This is a genomic window from Micromonospora sp. MH33 (assembly GCF_003013775.1).
GTDB lineage: Bacteria > Actinomycetota > Actinomycetes > Mycobacteriales > Micromonosporaceae > Micromonospora > Micromonospora fulviviridis.
The window spans coordinates 1-15,170 of the sequence record NZ_MUYZ01000160.1 but is presented as its reverse complement, the minus strand read 5'-3'; the positions used below and the strand labels follow the sequence as shown (position 1 = coordinate 15,170).

Here is a 15,170-nt window from a genome sequence, read left to right as displayed (position 1 = left end):
CGGCGCGGGTGGGCACCTTGGCGTGGTTGACGAGCAGGTGGCTGCCGGCGGGCACGGCGAGCATCCCGGGATCCAGCCCGAGCAGGCCGGCGAGCAGCTCGCGGCGGCCGGCGCCGGCCGGGCCGGTGACCACGACGCGCAGCGGCTCCTCCGGCTCCGGCTCGGTCACCCCGAGCCGCGTGGGCAGCGGGGCGCAGCGGGGCGGCTCGGCGAGCCCGTCGGATCCGGGCACGTCGACCGAAGGGAGCGGACCCGGCTTCATCAGGCGGCCTCCCGGTGAGGCGACCGGGTCGCGGTCCGGTCGCGTGGAAATCCCTGGTCGCAGGGGATGTCGGAAGAGTACGGCTGTCGCCGATCCGACAACGAACACATCCGGTACTCACGAGTAATCAACAGATTACTCAACTTCGCTGCGTGACGGTACGCGCGCGGACGGAACACCATCGATATGCTGCACCGATGAGTCGGTGGGACTTCGTCGGCCGAACGGATGAGCTCAACCGTCTGTTGTCGGCGGTCGGCGGTCCGGAGGGACGCGGGCTGCTCTTCAGCGGAAGCGCCGGGGTGGGCAAGAGCCGGCTGCTGCGCGAGGGGGTGGCCGCCCTCTCCACCGACCGCTACGCCATCTGGTCCATCGCGGCCAGCGCCACCACCGCCGCGCTGCCGTTCGGCGGGCTGGTCCAGGTGCTCCCGGCCGCCCAGCCGCAGGGCCTCTCCCCCGCCGGCATCCTGCGCTGGGCGGTCGACGTGCTCCAGGAGCAGGCCGCCGGCCGGCCCATCGTGCTGGCGATCGACGACGCGCACCTGCTCGACCCGCCGTCGGCGGCGCTGGTGCACCTCATCGCCCGCTCCGAGAACGCCACGGTGCTCGGCACGCTGCGCAACGGCGAGCAGATCCCACTGCCGATCCGCGCCCTGTGGACCGACGACCTGGTCGACCTGGTCGAGCTGGGGCCGCTCGGCCCGGGCGAGACCACCGGGCTGCTCGCCGCGATCCTGGGCGGGCCGGTCGACGCCGGCTCCTCCGAGCGGCTGTTCCGGCTCTCCGCCGGAAACCCGCTGCTGCTGCGGGAACTGGTGCTGGCCGCCTCCGGCGGCGACGAGCTGAGCCGGACGTACGGGATCTGGAAGTGGACCGGCCGGCTGGAGCTGGCACCCAGCCTCACCGACCTGATCGACACCCGGATCGGCCAGCTCACGCCCGGCGTACGGGCGGTGGTCGAGCTGGTCGCCTTCGGCGAGCCGCTCGGCCTGCAACTGCTGGAGCAGGCCGTCGACCCGACCGACGTGGAGGTCGCCGAGGAGCGCGGCCTCATCGCCATGGTGCACGACGACCGGCGGCTGAACGTCCGCCTGGCCCACCCGCTCTACGGCGAGGTGATGCGCCGGCGCTGCCCGGTCAGCCGCACCCGCCGGCTCCAGGCCACCCTGGCCGGGCTGCTGGAACGGGTCGGCAAGCGGCGCCGCGACGACCTGCTGCGGGTCGCCGTGTGGCGGCTCGACTCGGGTACGGCGCAGGACCCCGCCCTGCTGCTCGACGCGGCCGCCCAGGCCTTCGGCCGGTACGACGTGCCGCTGGCCACCCGGCTGGCCCGGGCGGCGCTGGACGGCGAGGGCGGCTCGGACGCGGCGGAACTGCTCGCCACCATCCTCATGTTCGGCGACCGGCCGGACGAGGCCATCGTGGTGCTCGACCAGGTGGCCGGGGCGATCCAGGACGACCGGCGGCGCGCCCGCTGGCTGACGGCCCGGGGCATGGTCAGCTACTGGGGGCTGAGCCGGGAGTCCACGGTGGAGGAGATCGCCGCGCGCGGCGCCGAGCTGACCGACGCCGCCGACCAGGCCCGGGTCCGCGCCTTCGAGGCGATCATGCGGCTGCACCGCCTGGACATCGAGACGGCGGTCCGGCTGGCCCAGGCGGTGCTGGACCGGCCGGCCGCCCCGATGGCGGCACGCGAGCTGGCCCGGTGCACCCTCGCGCACCTCCAGGCCGCGCAGGGGCAGTACCGGCGCAGCGCCACGGCGATCGCCCGGGTGCAGGCCGAGGCGGCGTACTGGCGGGGCGACATGCCCTATCTCCAGCTCGCCATGGAGCTGGCCCGGGGCACCCGCCTGGCGCTCTCCGGCGACCTGGCCGGCATCGACGCGATCGTCGCCGACGAGTTCGCCGACCTGGCCGGCGCCCGGGACTTCCGGCTCGGCACCGGCTACCTCGCCATCCTCCAGGCGTACGCGGCGCGGCTGCGCGGGCGCGGCGACGAGGCGCTGAAGACCAGCCTCGGCGCCTGCGCCGTGCTCGCCACCAGCCGGGTCTACGCCGGTCTGGCGCACGCCGAGCGCGCCCAGGCGGCGGCGCTGCGGGGCGACGCCACGCACGCGGCGGAGGCGATGGCCGAGGCGGACCGGACCCACGCGCCCGGGATGGCGGTGCTCTACCCCTGGCTGGAGCAGGCCCGCGGCGCGGTGCACGCGGCGGCCGGCGACCTGCCGGCGGCCGTCAAGCACCTCTGCGCGCTCGCCGACCGGCTGCGCGAGGACGGCCTGGCCGGGCACGAGCTGCTCGTCCTGCTCGACCTGGTCCGGTTCGACCAGGCCGCCGCGGCGGTCGGGCCGACCTGCACCGACGGCGACCGGCGGACCGTGGCACAACGCCTGGCCGAGCTTTCCGAGCAGGTCGACGGGGTGCTGCCGCCGCTGGTCGCCCGGTACGCGCGCGCCACCCTCGACGGCGGTCCCGACGAGCTGCTCGCCGTGGCCGACGGCTTCGCCGCCCGGGAGCTGACCGTCTACGCCGCCGAGGCGACCACGATGGCGTTGCACCGGATGGGCCGCAGCCGCGCCGGTGCCACCGGCCCGGCCCGGGAGCGCCTCGCCGACCTGCTCCGCCGCTGCGACGAGGTGTCCACGCCGGCGCTGCGGCTGCTCCGCCCGACGCTGACCGAGCGCGAGTGGGAGATCGCCCGGCTCGCCGCCGACGGCGCGACCAGCCGCGCCATCGCCGAACGGCTCTTCCTCTCCACGCGCACCGTGGAGAACCACCTCCAGCGGATCTACAGCAAGCTCGGGGTGGCCGGGCGGGCGGAGCTGCGGGCCGCGCTGCGGTCCATGCCGGGCCACGACGGCGCGGATCCGGCCTGAACTCTAGGCTGAGGCGGTGAGCACCCTTCGCCCCGCGCTGCTGACCGACCACTACGAGCTGACCATGGTCAGCGCCGCCCTGCGGGACGGCACGGCCGACCGTCGCTGCGTCTTCGAGGTGTTCAGCCGGCGGCTGCCGGCCGGCCGCCGCTACGGGGTGGTCGCCGGGACCGGCCGGCTGATCGACCTGATCCGCGACTTCCGGTTCGACCCCGACGAGATCGAGTTCCTGCGCCGCACCGGCGTGGTGGACGACCGGGCCGCCCGGTGGTTGGCCGACTACCGCTTCACCGGCGACGTCGACGGGTACGCCGAGGGCGAGCTGTTCTTCCCCGGCTCCCCGATCCTCACCGTCTCCGGCACCTTCGCCGAGTGCGTGGTGCTGGAGACGCTGGCGCTGTCGGTGCTCAACCACGACTGCGCGGTGGCCGCCGCGGCGGCCCGGATGGTCACCGCCGCCCGCGGCCGGGCGCTGATCGAGATGGGCTCCCGCCGGGCGCACGAGGGGGCCGCGGTGGCCGCCGCCCGGGCCGCGTACCTGGCCGGGTTCCGGTTCACCTCCAACCTGGCCGCGGGCCAGCGTTACGGCATCCCCACCGCCGGCACCGCCGCGCACGCGTTCACCCTGCTGCACGACGACGAGCAGGCGGCGTTCGCCTCGCAGGTCGCCACGCTGGGCAAGGACACCACGCTGCTGGTCGACACCTACGACATCAGCCAGGGCATCCGCAACGCCATCGCGGTGGCCGGGCCGGAGCTGCGCGCGGTCCGGATCGACTCGGGCGACCTCGCGGTGATCGCCCAGCAGTCCCGCGAGCTGCTCGACTCGCTCGGCGCCACCGAGACGAAGATCATCGTCTCCGGCGACCTCGACGAGTACGCCATCGCCTCGCTCGCCGCCGAGCCGGTCGACATGTACGGCGCGGGCACCGCCGTGGTGACCGGCTCGGGCGCCCCCACCGCCGGCCTGGTCTACAAGCTGGTCGAGGTGGACGGGCGCCCGGTGGTCAAGCGCTCGGAGCACAAGGCCACCATCGGCGGCCGGAAGGTGGCCGTCCGCCGGCACAAGCCGACCGGCACCGCCACCGAGGAGATCATCGTGCCGCAGGGGGTGCCGGACCGGCAGCCCAACGACCGGCTGCTCCAGCGCTCGTTCGTCGTCGAGGGCGAGCCGGTGGCGCTGCCCACCCTCGACGAGTCCCGGGAGCACCTGCGGCAGTGCCTGATCTCCATCCCGTGGGAGGGGCTCAAGCTCTCCGGCGGCGACCCGGCCGTCCCGGTGACCGTCGTACCCGCGAGCTGAGAGGAGCGACCCGATGGCCAACGCCTTGATCATCGTGGACGTGCAGAACGACTTCTGCGAGGGCGGCTCGCTGCCGGTGACCGGCGGGGCGGGCGTCGCCGCCGGCATCTCCCGGCTGCTCGCCGCCGAGCCGGAGCGCTGGGACCACGTGGTCGCGACGAAGGACTACCACGTCGACCCGGGCGCGCACTTCGGTGACCCGCCGGACTACGTCGACTCCTGGCCCCGGCACTGCGTGGTGGGCACCGCCGGCTCCGAGTTCCACCCCGACCTGGAGACCGGCCCGGTGGAGGTGATCTTCCACAAGGGCGAGCACGCGGCCGCGTACTCCGGTTTCGAGGGGCACGCGGACGACGGCGAGTGCCTGGCCGACTGGCTGCGCCGGCACGACGTCGACCGGGTCGACGTGGTCGGCATCGCCACCGACCACTGCGTCCGGGCCACCGCGCTGGACGCCGCCCGGGAGGGCTTCCGGACCACCGTGCTGCTGGACCTGACCGCCGCCGTCGCGCCCGACACGCTGGACGTGGCGCTGCGCGCCCTCGACGGCGCCGGGGTCACCATGGTCGGCGAGCCTGTGATCAGGGCCGCTTGAGCGGGTAATCGGTTGCGGCTGTCGTACCCCCGGCCCAGGATTGCGACCGGAGGTACGGACCGTCGTGAACTTGAAGCCTTACCGGGAGGCACTCGCCCTGCCCGGTCTCCGGTCGTTGCTGCTGATCTCGGTGCTGGCGCGCATCCCGCTCACCGCGACCGGCGTGACGCTCACCTTCCACGTCGTGCTCGACCTCGGTCGCGGCTACGGCGCGGCCGGGCTGGTCGGCGCCGCGTCCACCGTCGGCGCCGCGCTCGGCTCCCCGCTGCTCGGCCGGCTGGTCGACCGGCGCGGGCTGCGCCCGGTGCTGCTGCTCACCACGGTCGCCGAGGGCGGCTTCTGGGCCTGCGCGCCGACCCTGTCGTACCCCGTGCTGCTGCCCACCGCGTTCCTGGCCGGCCTGCTCGCGCTGCCGGTCTTCTCGGTGGTCCGCCAGTCGGTCGCCGCACTGGTGCCGGCCGAGCGGCGCCGTCCCGCGTACGCCCTCGACTCGATGTCGGTGGAGCTCTCGTTCATGGTCGGCCCCGCGCTGGCCGTGGCCATGGCCGCCGCCGTGTCACCCCGGCTCACCATGTGGGCGGTCGGCGCCGGGATCGTCGCCTCCGGGATCTGCTTCTGGCTGCTCGACCCGCCCACCCGCGCCGCCGACGAGCCGGCCGGTCCGGCTCGCAAGGTGCCCCGCCGGGAGTGGGTCACCCCCCGGCTGCTCGCCGTGCTGGCGGTCAGCCTGGCCGCCACCCTCGTGCTCGGCGGCACCGACGTCGCGGTGGTCGCCGTGCTGCGCGAGGGCGGCGAGGTCGGCTGGACCGGCGCCGTCCTGGCCATGTGGGCGGTCGCCTCGCTGGTGGGCGGCTTCGCGTACGGGGCGGTCACCCGCTCGCTCTCCCCGCTCTTCCTGGTGGCGGCGCTGAGCCTGGCCACAATCCCGGTCGGGCTGGGCGGGGCGCACTGGTGGCTGCTCTGCCTGGCGCTCGTCCCGGCCGGGGCGCTCTGCGCGCCGTCCATCGCCTCGACCTCGGACGCGGTGAGCCGGCTCGCCCCGGCCGGCGTACGCGGCGAGGCCATGGGCCTGCACGGCTCGGCCGTCACCGTCGGCATCGCGCTCGGCGCGCCGCTGGCCGGCGCGGTGATCGACGCCTCGGCGCCGGCCTGGGGGTTCGCGGTCACCGGCGCGATCGGCGTGCTGGTCGCCCTGGCCGTCCTCCCGGTCGAACTCCGCCACCGCCGCGAGCCGGTCCCCACCCAGCCCGAACTCGCCGCCGCCACCACCTGACCGCCTCCCCGCCGCGCGGGGTTCAGGTCACGGGAAACGCGACGGGCGCCGCGCCCCCGGAGGGGTGCGGCGCCCGTCGTCTGGTTCTGGCGGGGTCAGCTCTTGTCGAGCCGGCCCTCGGTGTCCTCCCGGTAGCTGGCGCCACCGTCGGACTCGCTGGTGAGCGGCTTCGCGCCGCCCTCCGGCGGGCCGGCCAGGGTCTGGCCGGCGGCCAGCTCGGGGAACTTGTGGTCGAACGCCGGCCGCTCGGAGCGGATCCGCGGCATCCGGTCGAAGTTCCGCAGCGGCGGCGGCGAGCTGGTGGCCCACTCGAGCGAGTTGCCGTGGCCCCACGGGTCGTCGACTTCGACCACCGGACCGGTCTTGTACGACTTCCAGCAGTTCCAGATGAACGGCAGGGTCGAGATACCGGTGATGAACGCACCGACCGTGGACAGCGTGTTCAGGAAGGTGAAGCCGTCACCGGGCAGGTAGTCGGCGTAGCGGCGGGGCATGCCCTCGGCGCCGAGCCAGTGCTGCACCAGGAAGGTGGTGTGGAAGCCGATCATGGTCAGCCAGAAGTGAATCTTGCCGAGCCGCTCGTCGAGCATCCGGCCGAACATCTTCGGGAACCAGAAGTAGATGCCGCCGAAGACGGCGAACACGATGGTGCCGAAGAGCACGTAGTGGAAGTGCGCCACCACGAAGTACGAGTCGTGCAGGTGGAAGTCCACCGGCGGGCTGGCCAGCAGCACACCGGTCAGGCCACCGAAGAGGAAGGTCACCAGGAAGCCGACCGCGAAGAGCATCGGCGTCTCGAAGGTGATCTGGCCCCGCCACATGGTGCCGATCCAGTTGAAGAACTTCATGCCGGTCGGCACGGCGATCAGGTAGCTCAGGAAGCTGAAGAAGGGCAGCAGCACCTGGCCGGTGGCGAACATGTGGTGCGCCCACACGCTCATCGACAGGGCGGCGATGGCGATGGTCGCGGCGACCAGGCCCTTGTAACCGAAGATCGGCTTCCGGGAGAAGACCGGGATGATCTCGGTGATGATGCCGAAGAACGGCAGCGCGATGATGTAGACCTCGGGGTGCCCGAAGAACCAGAACAGGTGCTGCCAGAGCATCGGGCCGCCGGTGGCGGGGTCGTACACGTGGGCGCCGATCAGGCGGTCCGCGGCCAGCGCGAAGAGCGCGGCGGCCAGCAGCGGGAAGACCAGGATGGCCAGCAGGCTGGTGACCAGCATGTTCCAGGTGAAGATCGGCATCCGGAACATGGTCATGCCGGGGGCGCGCAGGGTCAGGATCGTGGTGATCAGGTTGACCGCGCCGAGAATGGTGCCCAGACCGGAGATGGCCAGGCCGACCACCCACATGTTCGCGCCGACGCCCGGCGCGTGCTCGGCGGTGCTCAGCGGCGTGTAGGCCGTCCAGCCGAAGTCGGCCGCGCCGCCCGGGGCGATGAAGCCCGCGGTGGCCATGGTGCCGCCGAACAGGTACAGCCAGTAGGCGAAGGCGTTCAGGCGGGGGAACGACACGTCCGGCGCGCCGATCTGCAGCGGCACCACGTAGTTCGCGAAGGCGAACACGATCGGCGTCGCGAAGAACAGCAGCATGATCGTGCCGTGCATGGTGAAGAGCTGGTTGTACTGCTCGGGCGACAGGAACTGCAGGCCCGGCCGCGCCAGCTCGGCGCGCATGATCAGGGCCATCAGCCCACCGATCATGAAGAACGCGAACGCGGTGACCATGTACATGATCCCGATCTGCTTCGCGTCCGTGGTGCGCAGCAGCCGCGCGATTGCCGACCCCTTGACCGGCTCGCGGACCGGCCAGGGCCGGGTCACGACCGGCTTGGGTGCGACGGTGGTCACGAGTGGCCTCCGGTTCTGGGTTGTCCCGCTCGGCGCGCTGCTCATCTGCGCGGCCGTCATCCGCAAGGAGGATAGTCCCCGGTAGGTGGCCCCGCCGCGTGGGGTGGGCGGCTACGATCACCCGCCGCGTCAGAGCGGGCCGGTCAACAGCCGGTAGTGCTCCTGGAAGATCCGTCCGCCACGTCCGCGCAGCAACGGGTCGCGCAGCGCCGGCGGCACGTCGCGGGTGCGGTTGCGGTCCCGGGTCCGGTCCCGCACCCAGCGGGTACGCGGACGGCGGCGGCTCTCGTACGCGAGCAGCGCGGCCTCGACGCTGCCGGCCGCCCGCAGCGACTCGGCCAGCACCACGGCGTCCTCCAGCGCCATGGCGGCGCCCTGGGAGAGCGTCGGCGCGGTGGCATGAGCCGCGTCACCGACGAGCAGCACCCGGCCGTGGAACCAGCGTCCCAGCTCGACCTCCTCGGTGAGCTCCACGTCCACCGTCTCCAGCGCGGCGAGCACCTCGGGGACCGGGCCGCCGTAGTCGCCGAACAGCTCGTGCAGCCGGGCGAGCGGGTCGGCCGGCAGGCTGGTGCCGGCCTCGTCGGCATAGCAGTACAGCCGGCCGGCACCGAGCGGCACCACCAGGAAGCCGGCACGCTGGCCGAGCAGGGCGGTCCAGTCGGCCACCCGGGGGCCGCCGCGCACCACACTGCGGTAGACCACCTGGCCGGCGGGGCGGGGCGGGCCGCCGAGCGCGGCCAGGGTACGCACTGCCGAGCGGGGGCCGTCGGCACCGATGACCAGGTCGTACTCGCCGCTGGTGCCGTCGGTGAAGGCGACCGCGACGCCGCCGGGCAGCGGCTCGACGGTGCTGACCTCGGCCCCGTGCCGGACGGCGCCGCCGGCCCCGGTGAGCAGCACCCGGTGCAGCTCGGCGCGGGGCAGCGCGCGGCACTCTCCCACTCCGGCCCAGAGCGCGTCGAGGTCGACCTCGCAGAGCGGCGCGCCGGTCGCCTCCAGGAAGCGCTGCCGGTGGATGACCTGGCCGAGGGGGCGTAGCGGGCCGTCCAGGTCGAGCCGGCGCAGCGCCCGGGCCGCGTTGCCCGGGAGGTAGAGGCCGGTGTCGGCGCGCTCGGTCGGGGGCAGCCTCTCGGTCACGTCGGGGCGGAACCCCGCGAGGCGCAGCGCCCGGGCCACGGCGAGACCGGCGATGCCCGCGCCGACGACGAGGATGCGCAGGGGGGAACCACCCATTGTGGGGTACGCCTCCGGAGGGGATCGGAACGCGTTGGAGGCAAGACATTACTCGCGGCAACCAACCGGCGGAAGTGCCCATCGGCCCTGGCGTCGCGGCCCGGTCAGCGTCCGGGAGCCCTCCCACCGGCGGGAATCCCGCCCCAACCGGCCGACCTGCCCGCCGAGTGCCACAGCGTTCAGCTACCAGCAGATCGCACACGGTCACCGAAACGATCGGCTCGACCCGCACGGTTGCGCGTCGGTTTCAAGCATGTAAATGTGTTTGCTCTGAGCTTGGGAGCGCTCCCGGCCGTACCCACGACACGAATCGGCGCCCCCGCGCCGAGCCAAGGAGCATCATGAAACGTCCACTGAGAGCCCTCGCCGTGGCCGGCCTGCTGGCCGCCGGGTCGATCGTCGCCGTCGCGCTCGGCGGCACCGCCTCCGCCGACACCCAGATCTGCGAGCAGTACGGGTCGACCACCATCGGCGGAAAGTACGTCGTGCAGAACAACCGCTGGGGCACCAGCGCGCAGCAGTGCATCAACGTGACCTCCACCGGTTTCTCGATCACCCGCCAGGACGGCGTCGGATCGACCAGCGGCGCGCCCGTGTCGTACCCGTCGATCTTCGTGGGCTGCCACTACACGAACTGCTCACCCGGCACCAACCTGCCGGCGCAGGTGAAGAACATCAGCAGCGCGCCGGGCAGCATCAGCTACAACTACGTCAGCGGCGCCATCTACGACGCCGCGTACGACATCTGGCTCGACCCGTCGCCGAAGAAGGACGGCGTGAACCAGATGGAGATCATGATCTGGCTCAACCGGCAGGGCCCCATCCAGCCCATCGGCTCGCCGGTCGGCAACGCCAGCATCGCGGGCCGGACCTGGGAGGTCTGGCGGGGCAGCAACGGCTCGAACAACGTCATCTCGTACGTGGCCCCGTCGGCGATCCCCAGCATGAGCTTCGACGCCATGGCGTTCATCAACGACACGAAGAACCGCGGCGCGATCACCAGCGACTGGTACCTGACCAGCATCCAGGCCGGCTTCGAGCCGTGGCAGGGCGGCGTCGGCCTGGCGGTCAACTCCTTCTCGCAGAGCGTCAACACCGGCGGCACCACGCCGACCACGCCGCCGGCCACCACCGCGCCGCCGCAGACGAGCACCCCGCCGCCGCCGGGCAACGCCGCCTGCTCGGTGAAGTACACCACCAACGTCTGGAACAACGGCTTCGCCGCCGACGTGACGGTCACCAACACCGGCTCCAGCACCGTCAACGGCTGGACCCTGAACTACAACCTGCCCTCCGGGCAGACCATCACCGGCTCGTGGAACGCCACCGTGACGCAGAGCGGGTCGGCGGTGGCCGCGCGGAACCTGAGCTACAACGGCACGCTGGCACCCGGAGCCTCGACCAGCTTCGGCTACCAGGCGACGCTGAGCGGCGCGTTCTCCACCCCCACCAGCTTCACCCTCAACGGCGCCACGTGCACCCGGGCGTGACGCCCACCTGATCCCGGGGCGCGGTCCGCACGGGCCGCGCCCCGCCTCAGCCCGACCGGCCGAGGGCGTCGATGTCGCGCATCTCCTCGGCCGTGAGCGAGAAGCCGAACACGTCGGCGTTGACCCGGATCCGGTCCGGGGTGACCGACTTCGGGATGACCACGATCTCGTGGTCGATGTGCCAGCGCAGCACCACCTGGGCCGGCGAGACGTCGTGCGCCTGGGCGATCCGGACCAGCACCGGATCGGAGAGGTCACTGGTCTTGAACGGGCTGTAGCCCTCCAGCACCACGCCCCGGTCCCGGTGCGCGGCGTGCACCTGCCGGTCGTACAGGGACGGGCTCCAGCGGATCTGGTTGACCGCCGGGGTCTCCTCGGTGGCCTGGATCAGCTCGTCGATCTGGCTGACGCTGTAGTTGCTCACCCCGACGGCCCGGGTCAGGTTCTCGTCCCGGGCGGCGAGCATCTCGCGCCAGACCGGGATGCTGTCGCCGGGCGCGGACGGCGGCCAGTGGATCAGCCACAGGTCGACGTGGTCGGTGTCCAGAGCGGTCAGGCTCGCCTCGATGGTCTGCCGTTCCCGGCCCACCCGGTCCGGCGGCAGCTTCGTGGTGATGAAGAGGTCCTCGCGGCGCAGCCCGCTCTCCCTGATCGCCCGGCCGACCTCCTTCTCGTTGCCGTACATCGTGGCGGTGTCGATGTGCCGGTAGCGGGCGTCGAGCGCGGCGAGCACGGCGTCGTACCCGGCCTCGCCGGTGGCCTGCCAGGTGCCGAAACCGAGCAGCGGCATCCGGACGTCGCCGGTGAGCGGGACGGTGGGCTGGTCGAGGTCCATACCGACGCTTCTACCCGTGATCGCCGCCGCCATGCCGGCGACCCGCCGAACGGCGGCCGAACGGGACAGAAGCGGCGGGAACCGGGCGATCGGGCCGGACCTGCCGGAGAATGCGGGGGTGGCTGACCGGCTGGAGGAGTACCGGCGGAGACGGGACGCGGCGCGTACCCCGGAGCCGGTGCCGGAACCGACCCCGGAGCGGAAGCGGGCCGCGCGGCGCAAGCCCCGGTTCGTGATCCAGCAGCACCACGCCCGGAGCCTGCACTGGGACCTGCGCCTGGAGCACGACGGCGTACTGGCCTCCTGGGCGGTGCCGCGCGGCCTCCCCCGCGACCCGGGCCGCAACCACCTCGCCGTGCACACCGAGGACCATCCGATGGAGTACCTCACCTTCCACGGCGAGATCCCGGCCGGCGAGTACGGCGGCGGGCGGATGACCGTCCACGACACCGGCACCTACCGCGCGGAGAAGTGGCGCGACGACGAGGTGATCGTGATCCTGGACGGCCGGCGGACGAAGGGGCGGTACGTCCTCTTCGCCACCGGGGGCCGGGGCCGCGACTGGATGGTCCGCCGCACCGACCCGGCCCCGGAGGGCTGGACGCCGATCCCGGAGCTGGTCCGCCCGATGCACACCACCCCCGGGAAGGGACTGCCCAAGGACGAGGCCGCCTGGGGGTACGAGCTGCGCTGGGACGGCGTGCGGGCGATGGCGTACGTCTCCGGCGGCCGGCTGAGGCTGCTCGATGAGTCGGACGAGGAGATCACCGGGGCGTACCCGTGGCTGCGCGCGATGGCCGAGGAGCTGGCCCCGGCCGAGGCGGTGCTGGACGGCGTGCTGGTCCGGATCGACCCGGGCGGGCGGGTCAAGCCGCCCAGCAAGCGGGACGGCCAGTTCCTCGCCGTCGACCTGCTCTGGCTGGAGGGCGTGACCAGCCTCGACGTGCCGTACGCGCAGCGCCGTGAGCTGCTCGACGGTCTGGCGCTGACCGGCCCGCACTGGCAGACTCCGCCGTGGTTCCCGGGGGTCGGCGCGGACGCCCTGCGGACCGCCCGCGAGCAGGGGCTCCCGGGAGTGGTGGCCAAGCGCCTGGACTCTCCCTACGAGCCGGGTCGGCGCAGCCGGCACTGGCTGAGCCTCGACCCGAGCTGAGGAGCACCGTGCACCTGACGCACCTGGAGTGCCCGCGCTGCGGCCAGCGGCATCCGGCCGACAAGTTGCAGAACCTGTGCGAGTGCGGCTCCCCGCTGCTGGCCCGCTACGACCTGGCCGCGGTGGCCGCCACGGTCACCCCCGAGCAGTTCGGGCTGCGCCCGGCCGACCTGTGGCGCTACCGGGAGCTGCTGCCGGTAGCCGATCCCCGCTTCGTCACCACGCTGGGCGAGGGCTGGACACCGCTGCTGCGCGCCCCGGCGTACGGGCAGGAGATCGGGATCCCGGACCTGATCGTGAAGGACGAGGGGCTGACCCCGACCGGGTCGTTCAAGGCCCGGGGCGCGGCGGTCGGCGTGAGCCGGGCGCGGGAGCTGGGCGTCGAGCGGATCGCCATGCCGACGAACGGCAATGCGGGGGCGGCCTGGGCCACGTACGCGGCCCGGGCCGGGATGGGCGCGACCATCGCCATGCCGCTGGAGGCGCCGACCATCTGCCGGCGGGAGTGCGTCGCCGCCGGGGCGGACCTGCGGCTGGTGGACGGCCTGATCAGCGACGCCGGCCGGTGGGTGGCCGGGCTGGTCGCGGAGTCGGGCGGGCGGGTCTTCGACGCCGGCACGCTGCGCGAGCCGTACCGCCTGGAGGGCAAGAAGACCATGGGGTACGAGATCGTCGAGCAGCTCGGCTGGCAGGTGCCCGACGTGATCATCTATCCGACCGGCGGCGGGGTCGGGCTGATCGGCATCCACAAGGCGCTGCACGAGCTGCGCGAGCTGGGCTGGGTGGAGGACCGGCTGCCCCGCCTCGTCGCGGTGCAGTCCACCGGCTGCGCGCCGATCGTCCGGGCGTTCGCGGCCGGCGAACCGCGGGCCACCCCGTGGGCGGACGCCCACACCCTGGCGTTCGGCATCACCGTGCCGGCCCCGCTCGGCGACGAGCTGATCCTGGCCGCGCTGCGGGAGAGCGCCGGCACCGCGATCGCCGTGGAGGACGCGGAGATCCTCGCCGACCTGCGCGACTTCGCCGCCCGGGAGGGACTGCTGCTCTGCCCCGAGGGTGCGGCCTGCCTGACCGCCGCCCGGCACCTGCGGGCCGGCGGCTGGATCCGCCCCGGCGAGCGGGTGGTGGTGCTGAACACCGGCGCGGGCCTCAAGTATCCGGAGACGGTGGACGTCTCCGGCGTGCCGACGGTGTGACGCGGACTCCCGCGCGGGAGCGGATCGGCGCGGGTCAGGAGGTCGGCGGCTCGTCCTCACCGGCGGCCTCGGCCGCGTCGGCCTCCTCCTTGGTCCGGTGCACCGCCCCGTCGGCGTGATCCGGCGGGCCGTACACCGTGTACAGCACGAGCGGGTTGGGGCCCGTGTTGACGAAGTTGTGCTTCGTGCCGGCCGGTACCACCACGAGGTCGCCCGCCACGACCTCCTTCTTCTCCCCGGCCACCCGCGCCTCGCCGGTGCCGCTGACGAAGGTCAGAATCTGGTCGATGCCCTCGTGGACCTCCTCGCCGATCTCCCCGCCCGCCGGGATCGTCATGATCACCAGCTGGGTGTGCTCCCCGGTCCAGAGCACGCGGCGGAAGTCGGGACTCTTCTCGGCGACGGTCGCGATTGTGAAATGCTCCATGGCCCGCACATACCCGGTCCCCGCGCCACTCACGCCGGGACTCGCAAATGGTGGAATTCCCCACGCGTACCGGGTTTGGATCCCCTCTGGACGGGCATCTGCTGCTTCGAGGCCGGTGCAGGCTGGCCGGTCGAGCCAGGTCCCTGCTGTCGTACCGCCGTACGGCTGCGGTGGTGGGAGACGGCCAGAGCGCGGCGACGTTACGACCCAGGTCGGGCGGCGCCGTGCGCTCGTGTGCGCACCCGTTCCGCCCATCGGCACCCGGCCAGCACCAGGGCCGCCGCCAGGAACCCCAGCAGGTCGGCCCAGACCCCACCCCCGGTCACCCGGACGTGGTACGCCTCCGCGCTGTAGAAGACCAGCCCCGGACCTGAGGCCGGCACCGGCGTCGGCGGCAGCACGCCGAGCGCGGCCACCGCCGCCAGGCCCAGGCCCAGGGCGACGGGCACCGACCCCGACCGGACCAGGGCCACCTGGGCGAGAGCCACCAGCACGAGGTACGCCGGCAGCACGTCCGCCGGGTCGGGCGGCAGCGCGTACGGGGGCAGGAAGACCGCGGAGTCCCGGGCCACGGCGAGCAGGCCGGCCAGCAGGGCCAGCACCACGGCGGCACCCGTGCGACGCCGGTCCGGCGCCCGCCTCGGCAGCGCGGCGACGGCCACCGCGAGCCC

12 protein-coding genes and 1 pseudogene are annotated in these 15,170 nt (G+C 73.5%); 7 read left to right on the top strand and 6 right to left on the bottom strand.

What is annotated here, in order from left to right:
- Positions 1 to 262: pseudogene (locus tag B0E53_RS22330) on the bottom strand (hypothetical protein); the annotation flags it as partial.
- 197 nt (positions 263 to 459) lie between these two features.
- Here B0E53_RS22330 and B0E53_RS22325 point away from each other — a divergent pair.
- Genes B0E53_RS22325 through B0E53_RS22310 form a run of 4 tightly spaced genes read left to right on the top strand, consistent with a single transcriptional unit; the run spans position 460 to position 6,309 of the window.
- Positions 460 to 3,138 carry a LuxR family transcriptional regulator gene (locus tag B0E53_RS22325; RefSeq protein ID WP_107077850.1) on the top strand — a complete coding sequence of 893 codons (2,679 nt, stop codon included), beginning with the start codon at positions 460 to 462 and terminating at the stop codon, positions 3,136 to 3,138.
- A gap of 16 nt (positions 3,139 to 3,154) precedes the next feature.
- The gene (locus B0E53_RS22320; protein ID WP_107077849.1) at positions 3,155 to 4,441 is read left to right on the top strand and encodes a nicotinate phosphoribosyltransferase; all 1,287 of its coding nucleotides are present in this window, start codon (positions 3,155 to 3,157) and stop codon (positions 4,439 to 4,441) included.
- Positions 4,442 to 4,454: 13 nt separating this feature from the next.
- Positions 4,455 to 5,036, top strand: coding sequence for an isochorismatase family protein (locus B0E53_RS22315; protein ID WP_107077848.1), 582 nt, complete (start codon positions 4,455 to 4,457; stop codon positions 5,034 to 5,036).
- Positions 5,037 to 5,076: 40 nt separating this feature from the next.
- Positions 5,077 to 6,309, top strand: coding sequence for an MFS transporter (locus tag B0E53_RS22310; protein ID WP_107077847.1), 1,233 nt, complete (start codon positions 5,077 to 5,079; stop codon positions 6,307 to 6,309).
- 95 nt (positions 6,310 to 6,404) lie between these two features.
- Here B0E53_RS22310 and ctaD read toward each other — a convergent pair whose 3' ends face one another.
- Both ctaD and B0E53_RS22300 read right to left on the bottom strand, forming a co-directional pair.
- Entirely contained in the window at positions 6,405 to 8,162 is a 1,758-nt protein-coding gene (gene ctaD / locus B0E53_RS22305) for a cytochrome c oxidase subunit I (protein ID WP_107077846.1), read from the bottom strand.
- A 129-nt stretch (positions 8,163 to 8,291) separates the two neighbouring features.
- The gene (locus tag B0E53_RS22300) at positions 8,292 to 9,398 is read right to left on the bottom strand and encodes an FAD-dependent monooxygenase (protein WP_107077845.1); all 1,107 of its coding nucleotides are present in this window, start codon (positions 9,396 to 9,398) and stop codon (positions 8,292 to 8,294) included.
- A gap of 341 nt (positions 9,399 to 9,739) precedes the next feature.
- Here B0E53_RS22300 and B0E53_RS22295 point away from each other — a divergent pair, with 341 nt between their 5' ends.
- Complete coding sequence (locus B0E53_RS22295; protein WP_107077844.1) at positions 9,740 to 10,888, top strand: cellulose binding domain-containing protein; 1,149 nt, start codon at positions 9,740 to 9,742, stop codon at positions 10,886 to 10,888.
- A 46-nt stretch (positions 10,889 to 10,934) separates the two neighbouring features.
- Here the strand turns inward: B0E53_RS22295 and B0E53_RS22290 are convergent, their stop codons facing one another.
- Positions 10,935 to 11,723, bottom strand: coding sequence for an aldo/keto reductase (locus B0E53_RS22290; RefSeq protein ID WP_107077843.1), 789 nt, complete (start codon positions 11,721 to 11,723; stop codon positions 10,935 to 10,937).
- 118 nt (positions 11,724 to 11,841) lie between these two features.
- Here B0E53_RS22290 and B0E53_RS22285 point away from each other — a divergent pair, with 118 nt between their 5' ends.
- The gene (locus B0E53_RS22285) at positions 11,842 to 12,876 is read left to right on the top strand and encodes a DNA polymerase ligase N-terminal domain-containing protein (RefSeq protein WP_107077851.1); all 1,035 of its coding nucleotides are present in this window, start codon (positions 11,842 to 11,844) and stop codon (positions 12,874 to 12,876) included.
- Between the two features lie 8 nt (positions 12,877 to 12,884).
- On the top strand, positions 12,885 to 14,072 hold the full coding sequence (locus B0E53_RS22280; protein WP_107077842.1) for a threonine synthase: 1,188 nt from the start codon (positions 12,885 to 12,887) through the stop codon (positions 14,070 to 14,072).
- A gap of 34 nt (positions 14,073 to 14,106) precedes the next feature.
- Here the strand turns inward: B0E53_RS22280 and B0E53_RS22275 are convergent, their stop codons facing one another.
- Both B0E53_RS22275 and B0E53_RS37770 read right to left on the bottom strand, forming a co-directional pair.
- The gene (locus B0E53_RS22275) at positions 14,107 to 14,499 is read right to left on the bottom strand and encodes a cupin domain-containing protein (RefSeq protein WP_091321935.1); all 393 of its coding nucleotides are present in this window, start codon (positions 14,497 to 14,499) and stop codon (positions 14,107 to 14,109) included.
- 200 nt (positions 14,500 to 14,699) lie between these two features.
- A partial coding sequence (locus B0E53_RS37770) for a hypothetical protein (RefSeq protein WP_107077841.1) occupies positions 14,700 to 15,170 on the bottom strand: 471 nt, incomplete at its 5' end.

Coding starts and splice junctions, on each gene's coding strand:
- B0E53_RS22275 (WP_091321935.1), bottom strand. CDS start 14,499: ATGGAGCATTTCACAATCGCGACCGTCGCCGAGAAGAGTCCCGACTTC.
- B0E53_RS22300 (WP_107077845.1), bottom strand. CDS start 9,398: ATGGGTGGTTCCCCCCTGCGCATCCTCGTCGTCGGCGCGGGCATCGCC.
- B0E53_RS22295 (WP_107077844.1), top strand. CDS start 9,740: ATGAAACGTCCACTGAGAGCCCTCGCCGTGGCCGGCCTGCTGGCCGCC.
- B0E53_RS22315 (WP_107077848.1), top strand. CDS start 4,455: ATGGCCAACGCCTTGATCATCGTGGACGTGCAGAACGACTTCTGCGAG.
- B0E53_RS22325 (WP_107077850.1), top strand. CDS start 460: ATGAGTCGGTGGGACTTCGTCGGCCGAACGGATGAGCTCAACCGTCTG.
- B0E53_RS22290 (WP_107077843.1), bottom strand. CDS start 11,723: ATGGACCTCGACCAGCCCACCGTCCCGCTCACCGGCGACGTCCGGATG.